The following is a 19553-nucleotide window of genomic DNA, read 5'->3' on the forward strand; positions in this document are numbered from 1 at the left end:
TCCTCGAGCTCAGTCATACATGAAGCGTCTTCTCAAGCGTAGCGCATCAAAATGAGCGACGACTTCAGGTGAGACGTGTTTTCCGATACGTGCCATCAGGCAGTTGGCAGGATGGGAGGCGATTTCCGGATCGTCGGTCGGGAAGAAGACAAGACCACCATGGTTCATCATCTTCTCCATGATCTTTCGGTAATCCCAGACCGATAGTCCGCTCCCTTTTAGGTCCCAATGCCAATAATATTCAGTCGTTAAAATCAAATAGTGTTCCATAGCAGGATCGAGCATAGAGATTTCAAGCAATTTTTTACCGATCTGTTGTCCGCGGAACCGAGAGGAGACTTCGATCGCTCCGAGTTCCAAGATGTACGGATTGTTTCCTTCGCTCCACGTTTCGTAAGGGTCAGGGTATAAGTAAGTCACATAACCGATGATTTCCGTTCCTTGACGAGCGACGATGATCCGTCCTTCCTCAAGGTCTGCGATCTCAACGAGTGCTTGATGTTGTTCAGCGGGTGGACGAAAAGCCGTCAACCCTGAATCGAGTGTATACGTTGCTAGTGTTTGACTCGGTACGGGACCTTCGATGTCAACGGGACCGAGTGATGTTTCATGCGTCCGATGATTGAATTGTTTTTCAAACATGTAAGCGTCACCACCTTCCTATTCATTATAGACGAAAGCGCTTGAGCAAAGAGAGGGATTTTTTAACAAATTGACGGCAAATGGATTGAACTGACGGATAACTAGCTTATAATAAAGAGGAAAACATAGAAGGGGAGGAACGAGACATGAAAGTTTTGAAAGCGCTTCCGGGGAAGCATTGGTTAGCAGAGTATGATGAAACGAACACGTACGACTGGAAAGATGCTGAGCAGTACTTTTCATGGGCGACAACGGGGAAAGTCAACATGGCTCATGAAGCAATCGACCGCCACGCAGAAGGCGAGCGGGCGAACAAGGATGCGCTGATCTATTTCGATGGAACGACGGAACAACGATTCACATATGCAGATATGAAACGATTGACGAATAAAGCGGCAAACGTATTAGTCGACGCAGGGGTCAAAACGGGTGACCGTATTTTCATCTTCATGCCACGTTCACCTGAATTGTATTTTGCCTTGCTTGGCGCACTGAAGGTAGGCGCAATCGTCGGTCCGTTATTTGAAGCATTCATGGAACAAGCGGTCCGTGATCGCTTGCTTGATTCTGAAGCGAAGTTACTCGTGACGACGAAGGCATTGCTCCCACGTGTTCCAGTTGGGGAACTGGAATCACTTGAAAAAGTAGTACTTGTCGACGAAGATGTCGAAGAATCGGACACATTACTCGATTTCCGCAAAGCGTTCGAGCAAGCATCCGATGTATTCGAACCGGTCTGGTTAGATCGTGAAGACGGATTGATCCTGCACTACACTTCAGGATCGACAGGGAAGCCGAAAGGTGTGCTCCACGTTCAAAATGCGATGATTCAGCACTTGATGACAGGTCGCTGGGTACTTGATCTCCAAGAAGATGATATCTACTGGTGTACGGCTGACCCGGGATGGGTCACAGGAACAAGTTACGGTATCTTCGCTCCGTTCTTGAACGGGGCAACGAATATCGTCGTCGGTGGACGCTTCAATCCGGATTTCTGGTACAGTGTCATTGAGAAGTACAAGGTAACGGTCTGGTATAGCGCACCAACGGCTTTCCGGATGTTGATGGGAGCGGGAGCGGATGTTGCAAATCATCATGATCTCTCAAGTCTTCGTCATGTATTGTCTGTCGGCGAACCGTTGAACCCAGAAGTCATTCGTTGGGGGAAAGAAGCCTTTGATCAACGGATTCATGATACATGGTGGATGACGGAGACAGGCGCGATGATGATTTGTAACTACAAGTCGATGGACATCAAACCGGGATCGATGGGGAAACCGATTCCAGGAACTCAGGCTGCGATCATTGATGATCAAGGAAATGAGTTACCGCCATTCCGAATGGGGAACCTTGCTTTAAAAACACCATGGCCATCGATGATGCGTCAAATTTGGAACAATCCGCAGAAATATGAATCGTATTTCTTTAAAGGATGGTATGTCTCAGGGGATTCTGCCTATATGGATGACGAAGGTTACTTCTGGTTCCAAGGACGTGTCGATGACGTCATCATGACGGCTGGAGAACGGGTTGGTCCGTTTGAAGTCGAAAGTCGTCTCGTCGAGCATCCAGCTGTCGCGGAAGCTGGGGTCATCGGGAAACCAGATCCAGTCCGCGGTGAAATCATCAAGGCATTCATTGCCTTGCGTGATGGTTACGAGCCAACGGATGAGCTAAAACAAGAAATCCAAGCATTCGTCAAAGAGGGGCTTGCTGCTCACGCGGCACCGAGAGAAATCGATTTCCGGGATAAATTGCCGAAGACACGAAGTGGTAAAATCATGCGCCGTGTTCTAAAAGCATGGGAGTTGAATCTTGAAACAGGTGATCTGTCGACGATGGAAGATTGAACGTAAAAAAGGATGAATCACCGCAACAGGTGATTCATCCTTTTTGTTAGTTTTCAGAAGCAGCATCGTTTTTCTTTTCATCTTGTTTCTTCTGTTGTTCTTGCTGTTTCTTCGCCTCTGCTTCTTTTTTCTTAGCATCAGCTTCTTTTTTCTTAGCGTCCGCTTCCGCTTTCTTCTTAGCCTCTGCCTCGGCTTTTGCTTTTTCCTCGGCAGCACGTTTTGCGTCTTCCTCTGCTTTTTTCTTCGCATCTGCTTCAGCTTGTTGTTCGTTTTGTTGATCTTCTTGTTTCTGTTCTTCCGCTCTATTTGCTTCTTCTTCTGCTCGCTTAGCTGCTTCTTCTTTCTTTTTCTCAGCTTCCGCTTTTTTCTTCGCCTCTTCGGCTTTTTTCTTTTTATCTTCTTCTTTGAAACGACCACTGTTCTTAAAGTCATTTGCTGTTACAGAAGATGGTTGTGTGAAGCGAGCACCTGATTTGAAATAGCTGTTGTTAGCGCCATATGCTGCGTTCGCCATTTGTGACCACAGCGTCTGTGTGCGTTGATAATACGTCGTCGGACCGATAAGTGAGTTGTTTTGGTCATGCCCTGTCCAGACGGCAAGGGTCACACCAGGTGTCGAACCAACGAGGTAAGAGTCTTTGACATCATTGGTCGTACCGGTTTTACCTGCCCAGTCTCCCGGAACATTCAATCGGTCTTTTGCAAATGTTGCCGTACCTTTTGTGAAGACACCGCGCATCATATCAAGCGTCAAGTAAGCCGTTCGTGGTTCGTAAATTCGTTTTTTCTTTGGTTTTGCTTTATAAATGTTTTTTCCGTCTTTCGTGATTTTCGAAATGACGTATGGTTGTACGAATTCACCATAGTTCGCGAGTGTTGCGTAAGCACCAGCAAGTTCGACTGGTGTGATCTCCATCGTTCCGAGTGCAGCCGAAGGAGCATAACGAATCGCATCCGGTACTTCTACGCCCATATCGACGAGTTTTTGAATCGAGTTCGACATGTTCATCTTCTCGTAAATCTTAACAGCAGGTACATTTAATGAGAGTTCAAGTGCGGTGCGAACCGTCACGTTCCCACGATAACGACCGCCTTCGTTCTTGATTGGGCGATCACCTGGTTGACGTGGTACGGTCTGGTAGTAATACTCTTCGTCATTGACGGTCGATCCCGGAGTAATTAAACCGTTCTCGATACCATTTGAATATACGAGAATTGGTTTTGCTGTCGATCCGATTTGACGTTTGGCTTGGAATGCCCGGTTGAAGTCATCCGCTTTCCCATCCATATAGCGCCCGCCGACGAATCCAAGGATACGACCTGTTTCGTTTTGAACCATGACCGCTGCTGTCTCTTCGGGATCTTGTTTCGAAACGGTTTTTTTCGTTTTTGGATCCACGACTTGTTTGTACTGCATGCTGCCAGGGAAGTTTCCATTGTTCTTCGCAGGTTGTTGCATGGATTCATGAATTTTCTTATCCAGCGTCAAGTGAACTTTGTAGCCACCTTGACGGAGAGCAACCAGTGCTTGATCCTGGTAGTTTGCTCGAACTTCTGCTAGTTCAGACGGTTTGACTTCATCTTCTTTAATTCCATCTTGTTTCATCAAGTACTTCGTCATGATTTTTGTTGCTTCACGCTCTGCTAAGTCGTAGACATACGGATATGTGTCACGTGAACGTTTCGATTGTTTCGCAAAGTCTTTCGTAATATCGTACTTGATCGCTTTTTCGTATTGTTCTTTTGTGATGTTTTTTGCGACATACATCCGCTTCAAGACGGTTTTCATCCGATTGATACTTGGTGTCAAATCTTTCTTGACGACGCCACCTTGAAGATACGGTGTGTAATAATAAGGGTTTTTCGGAATGCCGGCGAGGAAGGCTGCTTGTGGTAATGTCAGCTTTTTCGCTGATTTATTAAAGACACCTTGAGAAGCCGCTTCAATTCCAGCAATGTTACGTCCGAGTGAATTTCGACCAAATGAGACGACATTCAAATAAGCTTGAAGAATTTCGTCTTTTGACATCGCATTCTCGAGGCGTAGCGCTAAGATGATTTCCTTTGCTTTGCGTTCGAACGAGACTTCATTCGTCAAAATTTGGTTTTTAATTAATTGTTGAGTCAACGTACTTCCGCCAGTCCGTGACGCGGAGTTTGTCAGCTCTTGCAAGACTGCACGCAATGTTGCTTTTGGGACAACACCATCATGCTGATAAAAATCAGTATCTTCAGTTGATAAGACGGCATCTAATAAATACGGAGAGATATTTTTAATGTCGACAGGCTGACGTTCTTCATCAGTAGAGACGTTCGTCAATTTCTCGCCGCTTCCCCAATAAATCTGACTCGTTACTGCATAGCTATTGACTTGTTGTTTCATTTCCGTCAATGGAGGGGCTTTCGTACCTTTGACAAGGGAAGCGAAGTATCCGCCGGCAGCTCCGACAGAAAAGCTTCCAATGAGCAACACTGCTATGATGAGGAATAAAATGATGTTCCATGAAACATCGTATGTGATATTCGACCAGTGCCGAACGGCTTTCGTCCGGGGGTGATTCCAAAACTTGGACCAGTTCTCGCGCATAAATGATCTCCTTTGCATCTTAAACTTAGGTGTAAATTAATATTAAATCACAGATAGACGTATTATACCATAAATCCATTGCTTAATTTTGGCTTGACAGCGGATTCGCCTTCGACGTATCATGAAACCATCTTATTTTCATATGATACGTTAAACAGTGATCGGAATACAGTAGTAAGTCACTCCCTGTGACAGAGACCTAGTGGTGCTGCGAACTAGGACACAGTGAACTTATGAATTACGCTTCCAGGAGTTTCTTGAGAAATCAAGCGGTCCGTCCCGTTATCGACGAACCAAGTGGTCCTTTTTAAAAGGGCAATCAGGGTGGTACCACGGAATCTTCCGTCCCTTCGTCTTAGACGAAGGGACGGTTTTTTATTGTTAAAAGTGAACTTTAGGAGGAGACACAATGACGTTATTAGAGGATTTAGAATTTCGCGGTTTAATTAACCAGATGACGGATGAAGAAGGATTGAAGACATTACTCGAGACACCAACGACACTTTACACAGGATTTGATCCAACAGCGGATTCACTTCACATCGGACACCTGTTGCCGATCTTAGTCTTAAAACGATTCCAACAAGCAGGACACCATGTCGTAGGTCTCGTTGGTGGAGCAACGGGAATGATCGGAGACCCGAGTGGTCGCGCAACAGAACGTTCGTTGAATACATCGGATATCGTCGAAGAGTTCGCGAATCGGATTAAGGACCAGTTGTCACGTTTCTTACCACTTGAAGGAGAAAACCCGGTCACGATCGCCAATAACCTGGACTGGACGAAAGATTTGACGATCATCGATTTCTTACGCGATATCGGAAAACACTTCCCGGTCAGCTACATGCTTGCGAAAGATTCTGTTGACTCACGACTTCAAAACGGAATCTCGTTCACAGAGTTCTCATACATGTTACTTCAATCGTTTGACTTCTTGAAACTCTACGAAGACAAAGGATGCCGCCTTCAAGTCGGAGGAAGTGACCAATGGGGGAACATCACAGCAGGCATGGAATTGATTCGTCGTGCTGGACATGAAGAAAAAGCATTCGGATTGACGGTACCGCTTGTTACAAAAGCAGACGGTCAAAAATTCGGTAAGACAGCAGGTGGTGCGGTTTGGCTAGACGCTGACAAAACGTCACCGTACGAGTTCTACCAATTCTGGTTCAACGTTGACGATCTTGACGTCATCAAGTTCTTGAAATACTTCACGTTCTTAACGCACGAAGAACTCGACACGCTCGCAGAAGAAGTCAAGGCAGCACCAGAGAAGCGTGTCGCGCAACGTCGTCTTGCAGAAGAGATGACCGTTCTCGTCCATGGTGAAGAAGGTCTGACACAAGCACAACGTATTACGACAGCACTCTTTAGTGGAGATATTAAATCGTTGCAAGTCGAAGATATCGAAGATGCGTTCAAAGGAATGCCACGCTTTACACTCGGCGAAGCGACAAACCTCGTCGACGTTCTCGTTGAGGCGAAGATTAGTCCGTCAAAACGTCAAGCACGTGAAGACGTCACGAACGGTGCAATCTACCTAAACGGAGAACGCGAGCAAGATTTAACGAAAGAAATCACGGAAGCTGATGCAATCGGTCGCTTTACGATCGTACGTCGCGGAAAGAAAAAATACTTCGTCATCGAGCATGCTTGATGATATACGAAACGCTCCCTGCACTTAGATGCAGAGAGCGTTTTTTTAAGCTGTCCGGAATAAACGAAGTGGCAACAAGCGAACGGCAATCGTCGTGGCGATGACAGCTTTGATCGTATCCCATAAGACGAAAGGATAGTTAATCGCAAAAGCATCTTTGAACGATAGATCGAGTACAGCCATTAGACCGAATGTTCCGAGGAGGTAGACTAAACCAAGTCCGAAGACGATCATCCCGATGAAGAGGGGAACGAAGCGACGCGTTTTTTCAGCAACAAGTCCGATGAAGAATCCGGCAATCGGAAAGGCAATCAAATAACCAACAGTTGGTCCGACGAATGGGGCTAGTCCGCCTTTTCCGCCAAGCACCGGTAGACCAGCTGCTGCGAGTAATAAGAAGATCAAGACAGCGAGTCCACCACGTTTTCCACCGAGAATCGCGCTGACCGTCATGATCGCGAGCATCTGGAGCGTGATTGGAACAGCACCGACAAGTTGAATCTGTGGCAAAGAACTGACGGCTGCGATGATGGCAGCACCAAGGGCGATGAATGTTAAATCTCTTGTTTTCATGAATGAAGTCCTCTTTTCCGTTTGTGTTAACTATGTATATTTAAAGGTTAACACAAACGGATGAATGACGTCACTCTTTTTTTAAGACCAGGTATACATTTTAGTCATAGGCATAAAAAAAGGCACCCACCGAAGTGAGTGCTGGAACAATCGATTAACGTGAGTAGTACTCGACGACGAGTTGTTCTTGGATTTGATCGTTCAATTCAGAACGCTCAGGAAGACGGACGAACGTTCCTTCGAGCTTCTCAGCATCGAAAGTAACGAAGTCTTTAGTTGCTGGAGCAACTTCGAGTGCTTCTTTGATAACGACAAAGTTCTTCGATTTTTCGCGAACTGAGATCGTTTGACCTGGTTTCACGCGGAATGATGGGATATCAACGCGTTGTCCATCAACTTGGATGTGACCGTGGTTGACGAGCTGACGAGCAGCACGACGTGTACGAGCCATACCCATACGGTAAACGACGTTATCAAGACGTGCTTCGAGTAAGAACATGAAGTTCTCACCGTGGATACCAGGCATTTTGCCAGCATCGTTGAAGATACGGTTGAATTGGCGTTCGTTTACTCCGTACATGTGACGAAGTGTTTGCTTCGCTTGAAGTTGAAGACCGTACTCAGATACTTTACGACGGCTGTTACCGTGTTGACCTGGTGCGTAAGGGCGTTTTGCGATTTCTTTTCCTGTTTCAGTAAGTGAGATACCGAGACGACGTGAGAGTTTCCAAGCTGGACCTGTATAGCGAGCCATAATAAGACTCCTCCTTATTGTTCGTTATTATTTGCATAAAAATAATAACGCCATCAAACCCACATTACGCCCATTTCATGATGTGGCACCCTCGCTTGATAGCAAAGTTACACGATGCCCCTCCGGTTATTCACCGAGTCATGAAATGTGATACGTAAGCGATTTGACCGCTATCGTTATCATTTCTGCACTTTTACAAGTATACGGTGTGGACAATCGACTGTCAATCAGAATTACAGATGGCGAAGCAGTGTCGTACAGAATGCTTCTAGACCAGCTTGATCGACTTCGTCAAAACGGTTGAATTCTGGGCTGTCGATATCGAGGACACCGATCGTTTGTCCGTCTTTGACGAGTGGAATGACGATTTCTGAATTCGAAGCCGCGTCACATGCGATGTGACCTGGGAACTGATGCACATCTTCGATTCGTTGTGTCGTCTGTTCTGCTGCGGACGTTCCGCAGACACCACGACCAAATGGAATACGGACGCATGCTGGAAGTCCTTGGAACGGTCCGAGGACGAGTTGGTTTTGCTCCGTATCCGTCAAATAGAAGCCGACCCAGTTGATACGATCGAGGAACTGGTTGAGCAACGCGCTCGCATTCGATAAGTTCGCGACTTGATTGTCTTCTCCCATTAATAGCGCATCGAGTTGTTTTGATAGCATGTCGTATTGTTTCGTCCGGTCACCTTCATATGTCTTTGTTTCGAACATAATAAAAATTCCTCCCGTGAAAAGTGTATTTTTCTTAGTTTAACGAGTTTTCGCGTAGCTGACAAACAATTGATTTTTGGAAAAAGGATTCAAAACAGCGGAAGAAATCAGGAAAAGCCTTTGTAAATCTATGCAAAACGGTTGCGCTATACTATTATAAGGATAAGATTATTGCGATTTAGAGAAAATCTAAAGTCGTAGGACAGAGTGGAGGTCGTGACAAATGTGGGCATGGGTGATCGGAGTCATCGTCATCGTATTACTCGTCATGCTGTTTAGCATGATCAGTCGAAAAAAATACTACACGAAAATCGATGAACTTGATATGCGCAAACAAGGCATCGTCAGTGCATCGATTCCAAAAGAGTTGCAGGACTTAAAGCAACTACCGATGGCGGGTGAGACGGAGACGAAGTTCAGCTCCTGGCATCAAGCGTGGGAAGAGTTATTAACGGTCCACGTCGCCCAAATCGATGAGACCCTTTACCGGGCGGAGGAAGCGCTCGATAAATATCGGTTCATCGCCGTCAAGAATGACCTCGAAGTAACGGAACAATTGATTGCAGAACTCGAAGGGTTGATCGATGAGATGCTCGTCGAGATGTCGACGTTCAAAACGAATCAATCGGTTCTAGCCGAACTGAAAGCGCAAGGGGAAGCCGATTCAGGGCAAGTTCGGAAATCATTATTGATTCAAGCGAACTCATTCGGTCCGGCGCTTGCGCGTCTCGAAGAACGAAGTGAACAAATCGACGCGCACTGGAATGAGATGTGTCAGTACGAAGCTTCAGGTGAAGTGACGAAGGCGTATGAAACAAGTTTGTTACTCGAGCAAGAAGTAGCAACGACGCGTCAACTCGTCGAACTCGTACCGAAACAATGGAAGATTCTCGCTCATGAATTGCGTCAACGGATTGATCAGCTCGGAGCGGGCTATAAGGAAATGTCATTAGATGGGTATCCACTTGAACCACTCGGTCTCCAATCCGAGATCAAACGGTTCGAGGAACAACGTCTGAGCCTTTCTGAAAAAATCGAAATGCTAGAAGTCGACGGTTTGGAAGAGGCGATTCAACAGTTATCGGCCGATGTGGATCAAATGTATGATACGTTCCGTCGTGAGGTCGATGCGCGTCATCAAGTGAAAAAAGAAAACCAATTCTTGAAACAAAAAGCGCTACGGATGCGTGAACGGATTCATCAATTGGCACAAGAGTTCAGCATCCTACGTGAAAAATATGAAATCTCAGCAGATTTAGGGATTCACTATGAGACAATCCAGCGTGACGAAGAGCTACTGTTTGAAGCAGCAAAAGATCTCGATGAGTCGATTGCCGGAAAAATCATCCCGTTCAGTATGCTCGAAGATCAGATGCGCGATGCGATTCGCCTCGAAGAACAGTTGATGATTCAGTACGAACGCTTTACGATCGAACTCCAAGCACTTCGAAAAGAAGAGACGGAAGTTCGCGAACGAATCGTCGAATGGCGTCATCAGCTGTCGCAGACACGTCTCCGTCTGAAACGACTCGGATTACCGAATTTACCAGCTGAGGTGGAAGAAGCGCTCCGAAATGCGAATCGTTCACTGCAGACGCTTGAGACACGGTTAGAGGAGTTACCGTTTAACGTTCGATCGATCGTCGCACAAAGTCAAGACGTCCAAGAAACGTTTAAACATGTGCAAGAACGGTTAGATACATTAGTGTTCGAAGTCACGTATGCCGAACGGCTCGTCCAGTATGCGAACCGGTACCGTCGCCACGACAACGAGATACATATGTCGCTGACGATCGCGGAAACGAAGTTCTTAGCGGGAGACTATGAACGAACGATTGTCTTAGCGGAACGTGTCCTAAATGAATACGATCCGGCCGCGATCGAACGTATTAAACGGTCGTGTGCACCAGAAGAAACATTGCACGTTTAAATCAGGATCGACAATTCAGGGTGACCGTCATGGTCACCCTATTTTTGTAAAAAGAGGAGTGAGTGGAATGGGAACACTATACGTAAACGGATTGATTCGAACGATGGCACACGAAGAGGATGTCCATTCAGCGATGTTCGTCGAGAAGACGCGGATCATCGCGATGGGAGAGGAAGGAAAGCTACGCCGCCGTTTCGGTAGACGTATTGATCAAATTCACGACTTGAACGGAAAAGCTGTATATCCAGCCTTTACGGATGCGCATATTCATCTGATCGGTTACGGGGAAGCGATCAATCGTGTCGATGCCTCGCGCTATACGACGCTTGAAGCGTTAGGGCAAGCTTTTCTCAAGGCGGAACCAGTCAATGGAATCCATGTGGCAGAAGGCTATGACGAAACGAAGCTTGATCGTGCACCGACGAAAGCATGGCTCAATCAGTTGTTCCCTGATGCACCTGCCTTGTTGAAACGAACAGACCGGCATACAGTACTTGTCAACGATGTCTTGTTTCAACAGCTCGGATATAAAGCGTCAACCGTCATCGAAGGTGGAAAGGTCGGTTTATCGGATAATGGAGAAGCAGACGGATTCTTGTACGATGCGGCGCTTGAACCTTTATATGCGTTACAAGCTGGAAACTTAGAGAGAAATAAAGCGTCCCTTCGGTCAGCGATTAAGAACTTATACCAATATGGCATCATTGCGGCACACACAGAAGACTTGTCGTATCACGGGGATGTCGCGGACATCTTGCAAGCCTATAAGGAAGTGACGCAAGAGACAGGCTTCCATACGCATCTGCTCGTGCATCATCTTGTCATCGATGAGTTCGTGCAACAACAACCTACTTTACCGTCAACGATGTCAATCGGTGCGATGAAACTGTTCGTCGACGGCGCGCTCGGAGGACGAACCGCTCTTCTCGGTCGTGGTTATTCCGATGATCCGACGACACGTGGTATCGAAGTGCATACGCCAGAACAACTCGAACAACTCGTCAAACGCGCACGTAGTTATGGATTCACAGTCGCGGCACATGTCATCGGTGATTTAGCGATCGAGCGGTTCGTACAGGTGCTCGAGAAGTATCCGGCACCAAAAGGGAAACGCGATCGCATCATTCATGCGACGGTCGTCCGACCAGAAACGCTTGCGCGAATTCGGAAGTTACCGGTCTTGATTGACGTTCAACCAGTCTTTTTACTGGATGACGCCGACTTCATCGTCGATCGACTCGGATTGAACCGCTTAGACTGGAGTTACCGTTTACGTTCGTTAGCTGAGACCGGCGCATTATTGTGCGGCGGAGCAGATGCGCCGATCTCTGACCCCGATGTCCGACGGTCGCTTTATGCAGCAACCGAAGGAAAGGCAGGGCGTGTCAATAAAACGAACGAGACGTTATCGATGTTTGATGCCTTGTTGCTCTTTACGAAGAATCCACATCTCGCGACAGAAACACATGGTCGAAAAGGATTGCTCTTACCAGGCTATGATGCCGACTTCGTCATCTTTGAAGAAGACTTCTATCGCTTGCGTGGGGAAGCCATCTTGAATAACCGTTTGGTCGAGACGGTCCAAGCTGGAAAAATCGTTTATCAGGCGGAAGCCGCGTTAGTGTGATGTTTGCGTATAGTGTGAAATAGCTTCCGAATAGAACGTGGATAGTCCGGGGGCATACGCATCGTAATAGGCGCGGAATCGTTCGTCAGACACATACATCTGACCGAGTGAGGCAAAGAGAGATAATGCGCATGGGTAATAGTACGTATCGATGAAATCATGTTGTTCTTTGACGACTTGTTGAACGTCCGGATTCGTTGCCGCATGCCCGTCACGGTAAAGGGTCGTCAAGCGCTGATCGAGTTGCTTATGCATGCTGCTCAGTTGTTCTTTCTCTTTCGGTGTTCGTAATTGTTGTCTTTTTGCACTGATTCGATAAGCGTCAGTGTCACCGTAGTGTTGCTGGACTTCATCTGCATGTTGTTTTTCATGCGTAACGATCTCGTCATGACGCAAACCGCGGAATAATTGTTCGTCTTTCATCGGGAGTCCTCCTTTTAAGGTGAGTAATGTCTGTTCAGCGAGTCGAGCAAGCATTTGATAATGCGAAGCTTTTTTTTGAAGGAGTGCAATCTGCTTTTTCAGTGTCGTATGATGATTGGAATCAGATTGCGTGAGTAATCTTTGGATTTCTGACAGTGGGAAATCAAGAGAGCGGTAGAGCAGGATTTGTTGTAAACGTAAAAGATCCTCTCTGCTGTAACTTCGGTGACCAGCATTGGTGCGCTTTGGCACGAGGAGACCGATCGTCTCATAATGATAGAGTGTTCGTTTTGTGACGCCGGTCAGTTTGGCGATTTCCTGAGTGGAATACATCATTTGTGTACCTCCTTTGATTGGAGTATAAAGGGTGACGTAACGGAAGACGCAATAAAAAAATCTGCCCCGAGGAGGCAGATTTTTTTATTGTCATAAGAACGAGCGTTGAATCTTATGCCAAAATGTATTGTTCGTCAATTTGACGGTTTTCAGTTCTTTTTCAGAAAGCTGGATATCGACTGAATCTGTTCGTGTGAGACTGAGTGCTTCGTTATCCATCCCGATGATCGGATAGTCGTTTCCGTCTTCGATGATGCGTAACGAAAGTTTCCGTCCACGGTTCAGTAGGAAAGCAGAACCGAGTGTCCGGTACCGGTTGTTGTTGACGGAAGCAATTTCGCTGACTTGAAGACAGTGAATCAATGGATCGACGATTGCACCAGAGAGTGACTTATTATAAGCCGTAGAGCCCGTCGGTGTTGAGATGACCATCCCATCCCCGCGGAATGTCTCAAACAGGAAGTCGTCGATATAGACTTCGATTGCGAGTGATTTGATGATGCTCGACTTCACGGAACATTCGTTCAGACAGAGCATCGGTGGTCCACCGTTGATGGATGCTTCGAGCAGTGGATAACGACGTACTTCGATTTCACCATCCGAGACACGGTTGCCTGTCTCTTTAAAGATCGCTTCGACCGCAGAAAGATCATTGATATCAAAATCACAGTAGAACGAGTTTGGTCCTTCAGCGAATCCAACATAGATCGCATCATCACGGAAACCTGTGAAGCGTGCCGCTTGCAAGAAAGCCCCATCTCCACCAATCGAGACGATGATGTTTGCTTGTCGGTGATCTTGGACAACGTTCAGTCCGTATCGTGTACCGACATCAATCAACTTTCGCACCTGCGTCTCGTGTCTTTGTGTATTTCGGTAGTACAGGTAGACGTTATTTCGAGCCATGGTCAATTCCCCCTTGAAAGCGTTTCATGAACTCTTTCATTATACCTGTTTTTTGGAAAGACGGGTACTGAAGTCCATCAATTATGGCAGAATGCTTGCCATCTTCGCGGATCATTCCTATAGTTAAATAGAAAATACAGTATATCCATTCAGGGGAAAAGGGGAATTCATAATGGCAACGTTTAAAGGAAATCCAATCACACTTCAAGGTACGGCGGTTCAAGTCGGACAAACAGCACCTGACTTTCAAGTGTTAGCTAACGACTTATCACCGGTAACACGTGATACATATCAAGGTGTCCGGATCATCAGCGTCGTCCCATCAATCGATACAGGCGTTTGTGATGCGCAGACACGTAAATTCAATGAAGAAGCAGCAACAATTGAAGGTGTGACGGTCATGACGGTCTCAAACGACCTTCCATTCGCACAACGTCGCTGGTGCGCATCAAGCGGTCTCGATCAAGTCGTGACGTTGTCTGATCACCGTGATCTTTCATTCGGTACACATTACGGCGTAGCCATCGAAGAATTACGCCTGCTTGCCCGTTCCGTTTTCGTTCTTGATTCAAACAACGAGATTACGTACGTTGAATATCTTGAAGAATCAACAGACGAAGTCAATTTCGAAGCAGCACTCGCTGCAGCACGTGAAGCGAAGTAAGAATGGTTTACAAACGCCGCTGAAGCGTTACAATGGAACTAATGATAGAAACGGCTCCCGCTCTACGGGGGGCCGTTTCGTTTTGGAGAGGATGACGTACATGGAGCCGTTAGAAAAGTTATATAAGGAATTAACACGTCAAACAAAACAAATCGAACGTGATCTGGATATGCCCTATTTAGAAGCGTTGACGACGGTGATTGATCGATTGAACGATCGTCATACTGAAAATGTAGACAAAGAGGTCATTCGGAAGGCAGTATCGCTTGCTATTCTAGAAGGGATGAAACAAGCACAACCGAACCATTTGCCGACGCCAGACAGCGTCGCTTTGTTTGCTGGTTATCTAATCGGGAAATTGGTAGGTAAGGAGGACATCCGACTACTTGAGTTGGGGAGTGGGACAGGTGGCATGTTACATGCTGTCTTAAGTCAGCTTTCGACAGGTACATCTGCTGAGGCGGTCGAGGTAGATGAGACATTGATTCGTTTATCAGCAGCGGTAACGGAATTACTCGACTATCCAGTCACGTATACCCATCAAGATGCGTTACGACCATTATTGTTAGATCCAGTTGATCTTGCGATGGCTGATCTTCCTGTCGGTTATTATCCAGATGAAGAGGCTGCCGCTTCTTACATCTTAAAACGAGACGAAGGCATGAGCTACAGTCATTTCTTGTTGATTGAACAAGCGATGCAATACGTCAAACCAGGCGGATTCGGTGTCTTCGTCATTCCGAACGGACTGTTTCAACATGATACGGAAGGGAAGTTGAAACAGTACTTCGAATCAAAAGCGCATGTCATCGGTATTTTGCAGTTACCGCTCACGATGTTCAAACAAGAACAGGCAGCAAAAAGTTATTTGATCGTCCGTAATCATTTAGCCGGTATGAAGATGCCAAAACAAGCATTGCTTGCTGAGTTGCCATCGTTCACAGATGCTCGCGCGTTTGGTGGTATGGTGAAACAGATTGATGAATGGATTAACACAGAATTAAAATGAATTACGCAAAGTGATTGAAATCTGTCGTTAATTTGACTATTCTAGTTGTAGAACAGAAATAGAAGAAAACCTAAACAGATGTGAATGTTCATTGGATTCAAATGGAAAAGGGGAAAAATCATGGCAAAAATTATGGCGGTAAACGCAGGTAGTTCGTCTTTGAAGTTCCAATTGCTCGAAATGCCGAACGAAACGATGATCGCAGTCGGACTCGTTGAACGCGTCGGTAAAGACGATGCAATCTTTACGATCAAATATGGTGAAGGACAAAAGTATACAGATGTCCTCCCACTTGCAACACATAAAGAAGCAGTCGAGTTGTCACTCGAAAAATTGATGGAGTTCGGAATCATCTCGTCTTACGATGAGATTAAAGGTGTTGGACACCGTGTGCTTCATGGTAAAGAAAAATATGCAGACTCTGTATTGATTACAGATGAAGTCATGCACGATATCGAGTCGTACACAGAACTCGGACCACTTCACATTCCACCAAACTTGATCGGAATCCGGGCATTCCAAGCATTGCTTCCGGAAGTGCCACAAGTGGCAGTCTTCGATACAGCGTTCCACCAAACGATGCCAGAAGAAAACTTCCTTTACAGCTTGCCGTATGATTACTATACAGAATACGGTATCCGTAAATATGGTTTCCACGGTACGAGCCACAAATACGTTACGGAACGTGCATCTGAATTACTCGGTCGTCCGTTAAAAGACCTCCGTTTGATCTCGTGTCACCTAGGTAGCGGAGCATCGATCGCAGCAGTTTCGGGTGGCGAATCAATCGATACGACGATGGGCTTCACACCGCTTGAAGGGATTACGATGGGAACACGTTCTGGTTCACTTGACCCAGCGTTGATTCCATTCTTGATGGAGAAAACAGGGAAAACAGCAGAAGACGTCTTGAACGTCATGAACAAAGAGTCTGGAATCTACGGTCTTTCAGGTCTTTCAAGTGACTTGCGTGATGTCCAGACAGCTGCTAAAGAAGGAAACCATCGTTCAGAGATGGCACTCCGTATCTTTGCGAACCGTATCCACGGTTACATCGGGCAATACGCTGCTGAGATGAATGGTGTCGATGCGATCATCTTCACAGCCGGTGTCGGAGAAAACTCAGATTCAATCCGTGAGCGTGTCTTACGTGGTCTCGAATTCATGGGCGTCTACTGGGATCCATCACTCAACAATGGTGCTCGTGGAGAAGAACTCTTCATTAACTACCCACACTCACCAGTTAAAGTCATCATCATTCCAACGAATGAGGAATTGATGATTGCACGCGACACGGTTCGTGTTGGTGGATTGGTTGCTCAAAACGCATAATTGTGTCAAAAGGACTGAGTCGTTATTCCGACGATTCAGTCCTTTTTTTGATGAAATCTAAGAATGAAAATATACGAACTTACGTTCTATTGTTACGGTGTTTGTCATATAACGAAAAATGAATCGTCATCTTTGTAAAAATAAACCTGAAAAAGAGCGATTTCTTAAAAAAATGAGTCCTTTGTAACATAAAAGTAATAGTACAGACATATTTTTGTGGTCTATATGTAACGGCACACTCTCATTTTGTCATGTATATTAATCTCAGTTAACAAACACGAAACAATGATGGAGGAGAAAATACATGATGAAACGGATGCTCGCAAGTGTTTTAACGGTCGTGTTAGCACTCAGTTCGTTCGCAGGTCTTCAAGCAGAGGCTGCAACTAAGAAAAGCGTCAAGTCAACAGTCGATAGCCTAGTCATTCGTCAAAAAGCAACTACTTCGTCGAAAAAACTCGGTCTTCTATATAAGAACCAAACGTTATCGTACAAAGCAAAAACAGGGAACTGGTACAAAGTAAGCTACAAAGGTAAAACGGCTTATCTTAGCGCGAAATACTCGAAACTCGTAAAATCGAGTGGATCGAAAAAACAATCGACAGGTGGTTGGAAAACAATCACGAACGTAAGTGCAACAGCTTATACACCATATGATCCAGGTAGTGGTAATCTGACAGCAATCGGTTGGAACATCAAAAGCTCGAAAAAGAAAGTCGTAGCGGTTGATCCACGTGTCATTCCACTTCGTTCGACAGTGAAAGTGTATTACAAAGGGAAATTAAAAGGGACGTATACAGCTGCTGATACTGGCGGTGCTATTAAAGGGAAAAAGATGGATATCCTTTACTACTCTCGTTCAGAAGCATTCAACTGGGGTCGTCGTTCGGTCACAGTAAAATACAAATGATTGCAAACCATCGGACATTGGTTCGATGGTTTTTTATTTAAGCAGATCGTCAAAAAGCCTCTCTTCCTTTGAAATGAAGGAAGAGAGGCTTTTTGACGAAGAGTGATTCATAAACGGACGATCAAGACGTCACATTTTGCGTAACGCGTAATGCTTTCAGAGACACTACCGATGAAGAAACGTTCAACAGCGTTTAAACCAGTTGCGCCACAAATGATTAAATCAGCATCATGATTAGGGGCAAGCTTTTTGGCGATCGTTACTTTCGGTGAGCCGTATTCAATCGCTACTTCGACTTCCTGTACACCGCGATCTTGAGCAGTCTTGACGTATTCGTCTAGCAATTCCTTCGCGTAAGATTCGGCACGTTCCGTGATAGTGCGGTCATAGGCTTCTACTGTTGCGAATGTCCGTGTATCAATGACGTGTGCGATGATCAATTTTGCATCATTCCGCAATGAAACATCGATTGCCGTCTCAAAGGCACGTTCTGCCTCTTTTGAGCCATCTACTGCTACGAGTACATTATGATAGACGATTGCCATGATGAATCCATCCCTTCGTAATCGATATGATGAGTACAACCTAATTATACCATTCTCTTACTGGGAGCGGATGAAACATTCAGTGAGTTCTAAAAATTGTCCTTCCTTTCTGTTCCGTCGTAAGATGGAGTCAGTGAAAGGGGGCGATGCCAAGATGAGGCACGCGTTAATTACAGCAGGTACAAAAGGACTGGGAGAACGAGTGACGCGCCAGTTACTGGAAGAAGGTTGGAGAGTGACAGCGTTTCATCGTTCCGAACCCGAATTTACACATCCGAATCTCATAACGATTCAAGCAGATGTGACGAATCAAGAAGAATTGGAACGCGCAACCCAACAAGCAATCAACGAGCAAGGTCGGATTGATGCGTTGATACTTAATGCAGGACCTTATATATTTGAACGAAAAGCGTTAGTGGATTACACCGATCAGGAATGGAATGAAGTGATCACTGGAAATCTGACAGCTAGTTTTTGGCTGTTACGTCAAGTATTGCCTGTCATGCGTAAGCAAACCTACGGTCGAATCATTACGTACGGTTTCCCGGAAAGTGCAACAGCGCCAGGATGGGTATGCCGGGCAGCGTTCGCTGCTGCTAAAAGCGGGATGGTAAGTTTGACGAAGAGTGTAGCGCTTGAAGAGGCCGAACACGGCATCACGGTCAACATGGTCAACCCGGGAAACATCGTCGGTGACAATAAGACGAAGTTGATTTCTGAAGCGGAGCAAGATGAGGCGACGCCGGTCGGAAGAACGGGTGTCGGAGAAGATATCGCTCGCGCAATCTCTTTCTTGTTGGCAGAAGAATCAAGTATGATCACGGGAGCAATCCTCGATGTGACAGGTGGCGTCAATGTCGTCCATCAATCCCGTAAGTAAGAGAAAATGAGGTTGACTCAAAAAAAGAATGACGCGTCTTTTCACGCCCTTTCCTCAGGCGAGACACAAGCCAGTTTTCATGCTTCATTTAAGCAGGAAAGCGGGTCTTGTTCGTCTCTGACAGCGCATAAATGCGCTTTTCCTGTAGGAGTGGCGTGTGACGCGTCATCCACGAGATAAGGGTGGCAGATTATCATTCTGCCACCCTT

At 46.0% G+C, this 19553-nt stretch carries 17 protein-coding genes and 1 other annotated feature; of the genes, 9 read left to right on the forward strand and 8 right to left on the reverse strand.

Annotated features, from left to right (window positions below; all coding sequences use genetic code 11):
* Positions 1-9: 9 nt before the first annotated feature.
* Complete coding sequence (locus NOM72_RS02805; protein WP_023469064.1) at positions 10-642, reverse strand: GNAT family N-acetyltransferase; 633 nt, start codon at positions 640-642, stop codon at positions 10-12.
* Between the two features lie 146 nt (positions 643-788).
* Between NOM72_RS02805 and acsA the strand changes: the two genes are divergently transcribed.
* Complete coding sequence (gene acsA, locus NOM72_RS02810) at positions 789-2492, forward strand: acetate--CoA ligase (protein ID WP_058264716.1); 1704 nt, start codon at positions 789-791, stop codon at positions 2490-2492.
* 46 nt (positions 2493-2538) lie between these two features.
* Here acsA and NOM72_RS02815 read toward each other — a convergent pair whose 3' ends face one another.
* A complete protein-coding gene (locus NOM72_RS02815; RefSeq protein ID WP_255997716.1) occupies positions 2539-5079 on the reverse strand; it encodes a transglycosylase domain-containing protein in 2541 nt (846 codons plus the stop codon).
* Between the two features lie 148 nt (positions 5080-5227).
* Positions 5228-5432: a binding site (T-box leader), on the forward strand.
* Positions 5433-5488: 56 nt separating this feature from the next.
* Between NOM72_RS02815 and tyrS the strand changes: the two genes are divergently transcribed.
* Positions 5489-6736 carry a tyrosine--tRNA ligase gene (gene tyrS / locus NOM72_RS02820; RefSeq protein WP_255997718.1) on the forward strand — a complete coding sequence of 416 codons (1248 nt, stop codon included), beginning with the start codon at positions 5489-5491 and terminating at the stop codon, positions 6734-6736.
* A 45-nt stretch (positions 6737-6781) separates the two neighbouring features.
* On the opposite strand, the gene NOM72_RS02825 is transcribed toward tyrS, so the two are convergent.
* The 3 genes from NOM72_RS02825 to NOM72_RS02835 form a co-directional block, all read right to left on the reverse strand.
* Complete coding sequence (locus NOM72_RS02825; protein WP_023469060.1) at positions 6782-7309, reverse strand: biotin transporter BioY; 528 nt, start codon at positions 7307-7309, stop codon at positions 6782-6784.
* A 154-nt stretch (positions 7310-7463) separates the two neighbouring features.
* Positions 7464-8063 (reverse strand): 30S ribosomal protein S4, encoded by a 600-nt coding sequence (rpsD, locus tag NOM72_RS02830; protein ID WP_023469059.1) that lies wholly within the window; start codon positions 8061-8063, stop codon positions 7464-7466.
* A 233-nt stretch (positions 8064-8296) separates the two neighbouring features.
* Positions 8297-8782 (reverse strand): GAF domain-containing protein, encoded by a 486-nt coding sequence (locus tag NOM72_RS02835; RefSeq protein WP_023469058.1) that lies wholly within the window; start codon positions 8780-8782, stop codon positions 8297-8299.
* A 223-nt stretch (positions 8783-9005) separates the two neighbouring features.
* Here NOM72_RS02835 and ezrA point away from each other — a divergent pair, with 223 nt between their 5' ends.
* A complete protein-coding gene (gene ezrA / locus NOM72_RS02840) occupies positions 9006-10712 on the forward strand; it encodes a septation ring formation regulator EzrA (RefSeq protein ID WP_023469057.1) in 1707 nt (568 codons plus the stop codon).
* A gap of 67 nt (positions 10713-10779) precedes the next feature.
* Entirely contained in the window at positions 10780-12339 is a 1560-nt protein-coding gene (locus tag NOM72_RS02845; protein WP_255997729.1) for an amidohydrolase, read from the forward strand.
* Here the strand turns inward: NOM72_RS02845 and NOM72_RS02850 are convergent.
* Positions 12331-13098: a MerR family transcriptional regulator gene (locus NOM72_RS02850; protein ID WP_255997731.1), complete on the reverse strand. Its 768-nt coding sequence runs from the start codon at positions 13096-13098 to the stop codon at positions 12331-12333. The genes NOM72_RS02845 and NOM72_RS02850 overlap by 9 nt on opposite strands.
* A 90-nt stretch (positions 13099-13188) precedes the next feature.
* On the reverse strand, positions 13189-14004 hold the full coding sequence (locus NOM72_RS02855) for an NAD kinase (protein WP_023469054.1): 816 nt from the start codon (positions 14002-14004) through the stop codon (positions 13189-13191).
* A 172-nt stretch (positions 14005-14176) separates the two neighbouring features.
* On the opposite strand from NOM72_RS02855, the gene tpx reads away from it, so the two are divergent.
* From tpx to NOM72_RS02875, 4 genes are all read left to right on the forward strand, one after another.
* Positions 14177-14668 carry a thiol peroxidase gene (tpx, locus tag NOM72_RS02860; RefSeq protein WP_255997733.1) on the forward strand — a complete coding sequence of 164 codons (492 nt, stop codon included), beginning with the start codon at positions 14177-14179 and terminating at the stop codon, positions 14666-14668.
* 100 nt (positions 14669-14768) lie between these two features.
* Complete coding sequence (locus NOM72_RS02865; RefSeq protein WP_023469052.1) at positions 14769-15677, forward strand: class I SAM-dependent methyltransferase; 909 nt, start codon at positions 14769-14771, stop codon at positions 15675-15677.
* A gap of 120 nt (positions 15678-15797) precedes the next feature.
* Positions 15798-17009, forward strand: coding sequence for an acetate kinase (locus tag NOM72_RS02870; RefSeq protein WP_023469051.1), 1212 nt, complete (start codon positions 15798-15800; stop codon positions 17007-17009).
* 304 nt (positions 17010-17313) lie between these two features.
* Positions 17314-17919 (forward strand): 3D domain-containing protein, encoded by a 606-nt coding sequence (locus NOM72_RS02875; protein WP_023469050.1) that lies wholly within the window; start codon positions 17314-17316, stop codon positions 17917-17919.
* A gap of 107 nt (positions 17920-18026) precedes the next feature.
* Here NOM72_RS02875 and NOM72_RS02880 read toward each other — a convergent pair whose 3' ends face one another.
* Entirely contained in the window at positions 18027-18464 is a 438-nt protein-coding gene (locus NOM72_RS02880; protein WP_029342342.1) for a universal stress protein, read from the reverse strand.
* 154 nt (positions 18465-18618) lie between these two features.
* Here NOM72_RS02880 and NOM72_RS02885 point away from each other — a divergent pair, with 154 nt between their 5' ends.
* A complete protein-coding gene (locus NOM72_RS02885; RefSeq protein WP_023469048.1) occupies positions 18619-19344 on the forward strand; it encodes an SDR family oxidoreductase in 726 nt (241 codons plus the stop codon).
* Positions 19345-19553: the final 209 nt, after the last annotated feature.

This window comes from Exiguobacterium sp. LL15 (assembly GCF_024436095.1).
GTDB classification, from domain to species: Bacteria; Bacillota; Bacilli; order Exiguobacteriales; family Exiguobacteriaceae; genus Exiguobacterium_A; species Exiguobacterium_A indicum.

Excerpts from the sequence above, each read along its gene's own strand:
- NOM72_RS02835 (WP_023469058.1), bottom strand. The coding sequence starts at position 8,782 with ATGTTCGAAACAAAGACATATGAAGGTGACCGGACGAAACAATACGAC.
- NOM72_RS02880 (WP_029342342.1), bottom strand. The coding sequence starts at position 18,464 with ATGGCAATCGTCTATCATAATGTACTCGTAGCAGTAGATGGCTCAAAA.
- NOM72_RS02885 (WP_023469048.1), top strand. The coding sequence starts at position 18,619 with ATGAGGCACGCGTTAATTACAGCAGGTACAAAAGGACTGGGAGAACGA.
- ezrA (WP_023469057.1), top strand. The coding sequence starts at position 9,006 with ATGTGGGCATGGGTGATCGGAGTCATCGTCATCGTATTACTCGTCATG.
- NOM72_RS02865 (WP_023469052.1), top strand. The coding sequence starts at position 14,769 with ATGGAGCCGTTAGAAAAGTTATATAAGGAATTAACACGTCAAACAAAA.
- tyrS (WP_255997718.1), top strand. The coding sequence starts at position 5,489 with ATGACGTTATTAGAGGATTTAGAATTTCGCGGTTTAATTAACCAGATG.
- NOM72_RS02875 (WP_023469050.1), top strand. The coding sequence starts at position 17,314 with ATGATGAAACGGATGCTCGCAAGTGTTTTAACGGTCGTGTTAGCACTC.
- NOM72_RS02825 (WP_023469060.1), bottom strand. The coding sequence starts at position 7,309 with ATGAAAACAAGAGATTTAACATTCATCGCCCTTGGTGCTGCCATCATC.
- NOM72_RS02805 (WP_023469064.1), bottom strand. The coding sequence starts at position 642 with ATGTTTGAAAAACAATTCAATCATCGGACGCATGAAACATCACTCGGT.
- tpx (WP_255997733.1), top strand. The coding sequence starts at position 14,177 with ATGGCAACGTTTAAAGGAAATCCAATCACACTTCAAGGTACGGCGGTT.
- NOM72_RS02855 (WP_023469054.1), bottom strand. The coding sequence starts at position 14,004 with ATGGCTCGAAATAACGTCTACCTGTACTACCGAAATACACAAAGACAC.
- NOM72_RS02870 (WP_023469051.1), top strand. The coding sequence starts at position 15,798 with ATGGCAAAAATTATGGCGGTAAACGCAGGTAGTTCGTCTTTGAAGTTC.
- rpsD (WP_023469059.1), bottom strand. The coding sequence starts at position 8,063 with ATGGCTCGCTATACAGGTCCAGCTTGGAAACTCTCACGTCGTCTCGGT.
- NOM72_RS02845 (WP_255997729.1), top strand. The coding sequence starts at position 10,780 with ATGGGAACACTATACGTAAACGGATTGATTCGAACGATGGCACACGAA.
- acsA (WP_058264716.1), top strand. The coding sequence starts at position 789 with ATGAAAGTTTTGAAAGCGCTTCCGGGGAAGCATTGGTTAGCAGAGTAT.
- NOM72_RS02850 (WP_255997731.1), bottom strand. The coding sequence starts at position 13,098 with ATGATGTATTCCACTCAGGAAATCGCCAAACTGACCGGCGTCACAAAA.
- NOM72_RS02815 (WP_255997716.1), bottom strand. The coding sequence starts at position 5,079 with ATGCGCGAGAACTGGTCCAAGTTTTGGAATCACCCCCGGACGAAAGCC.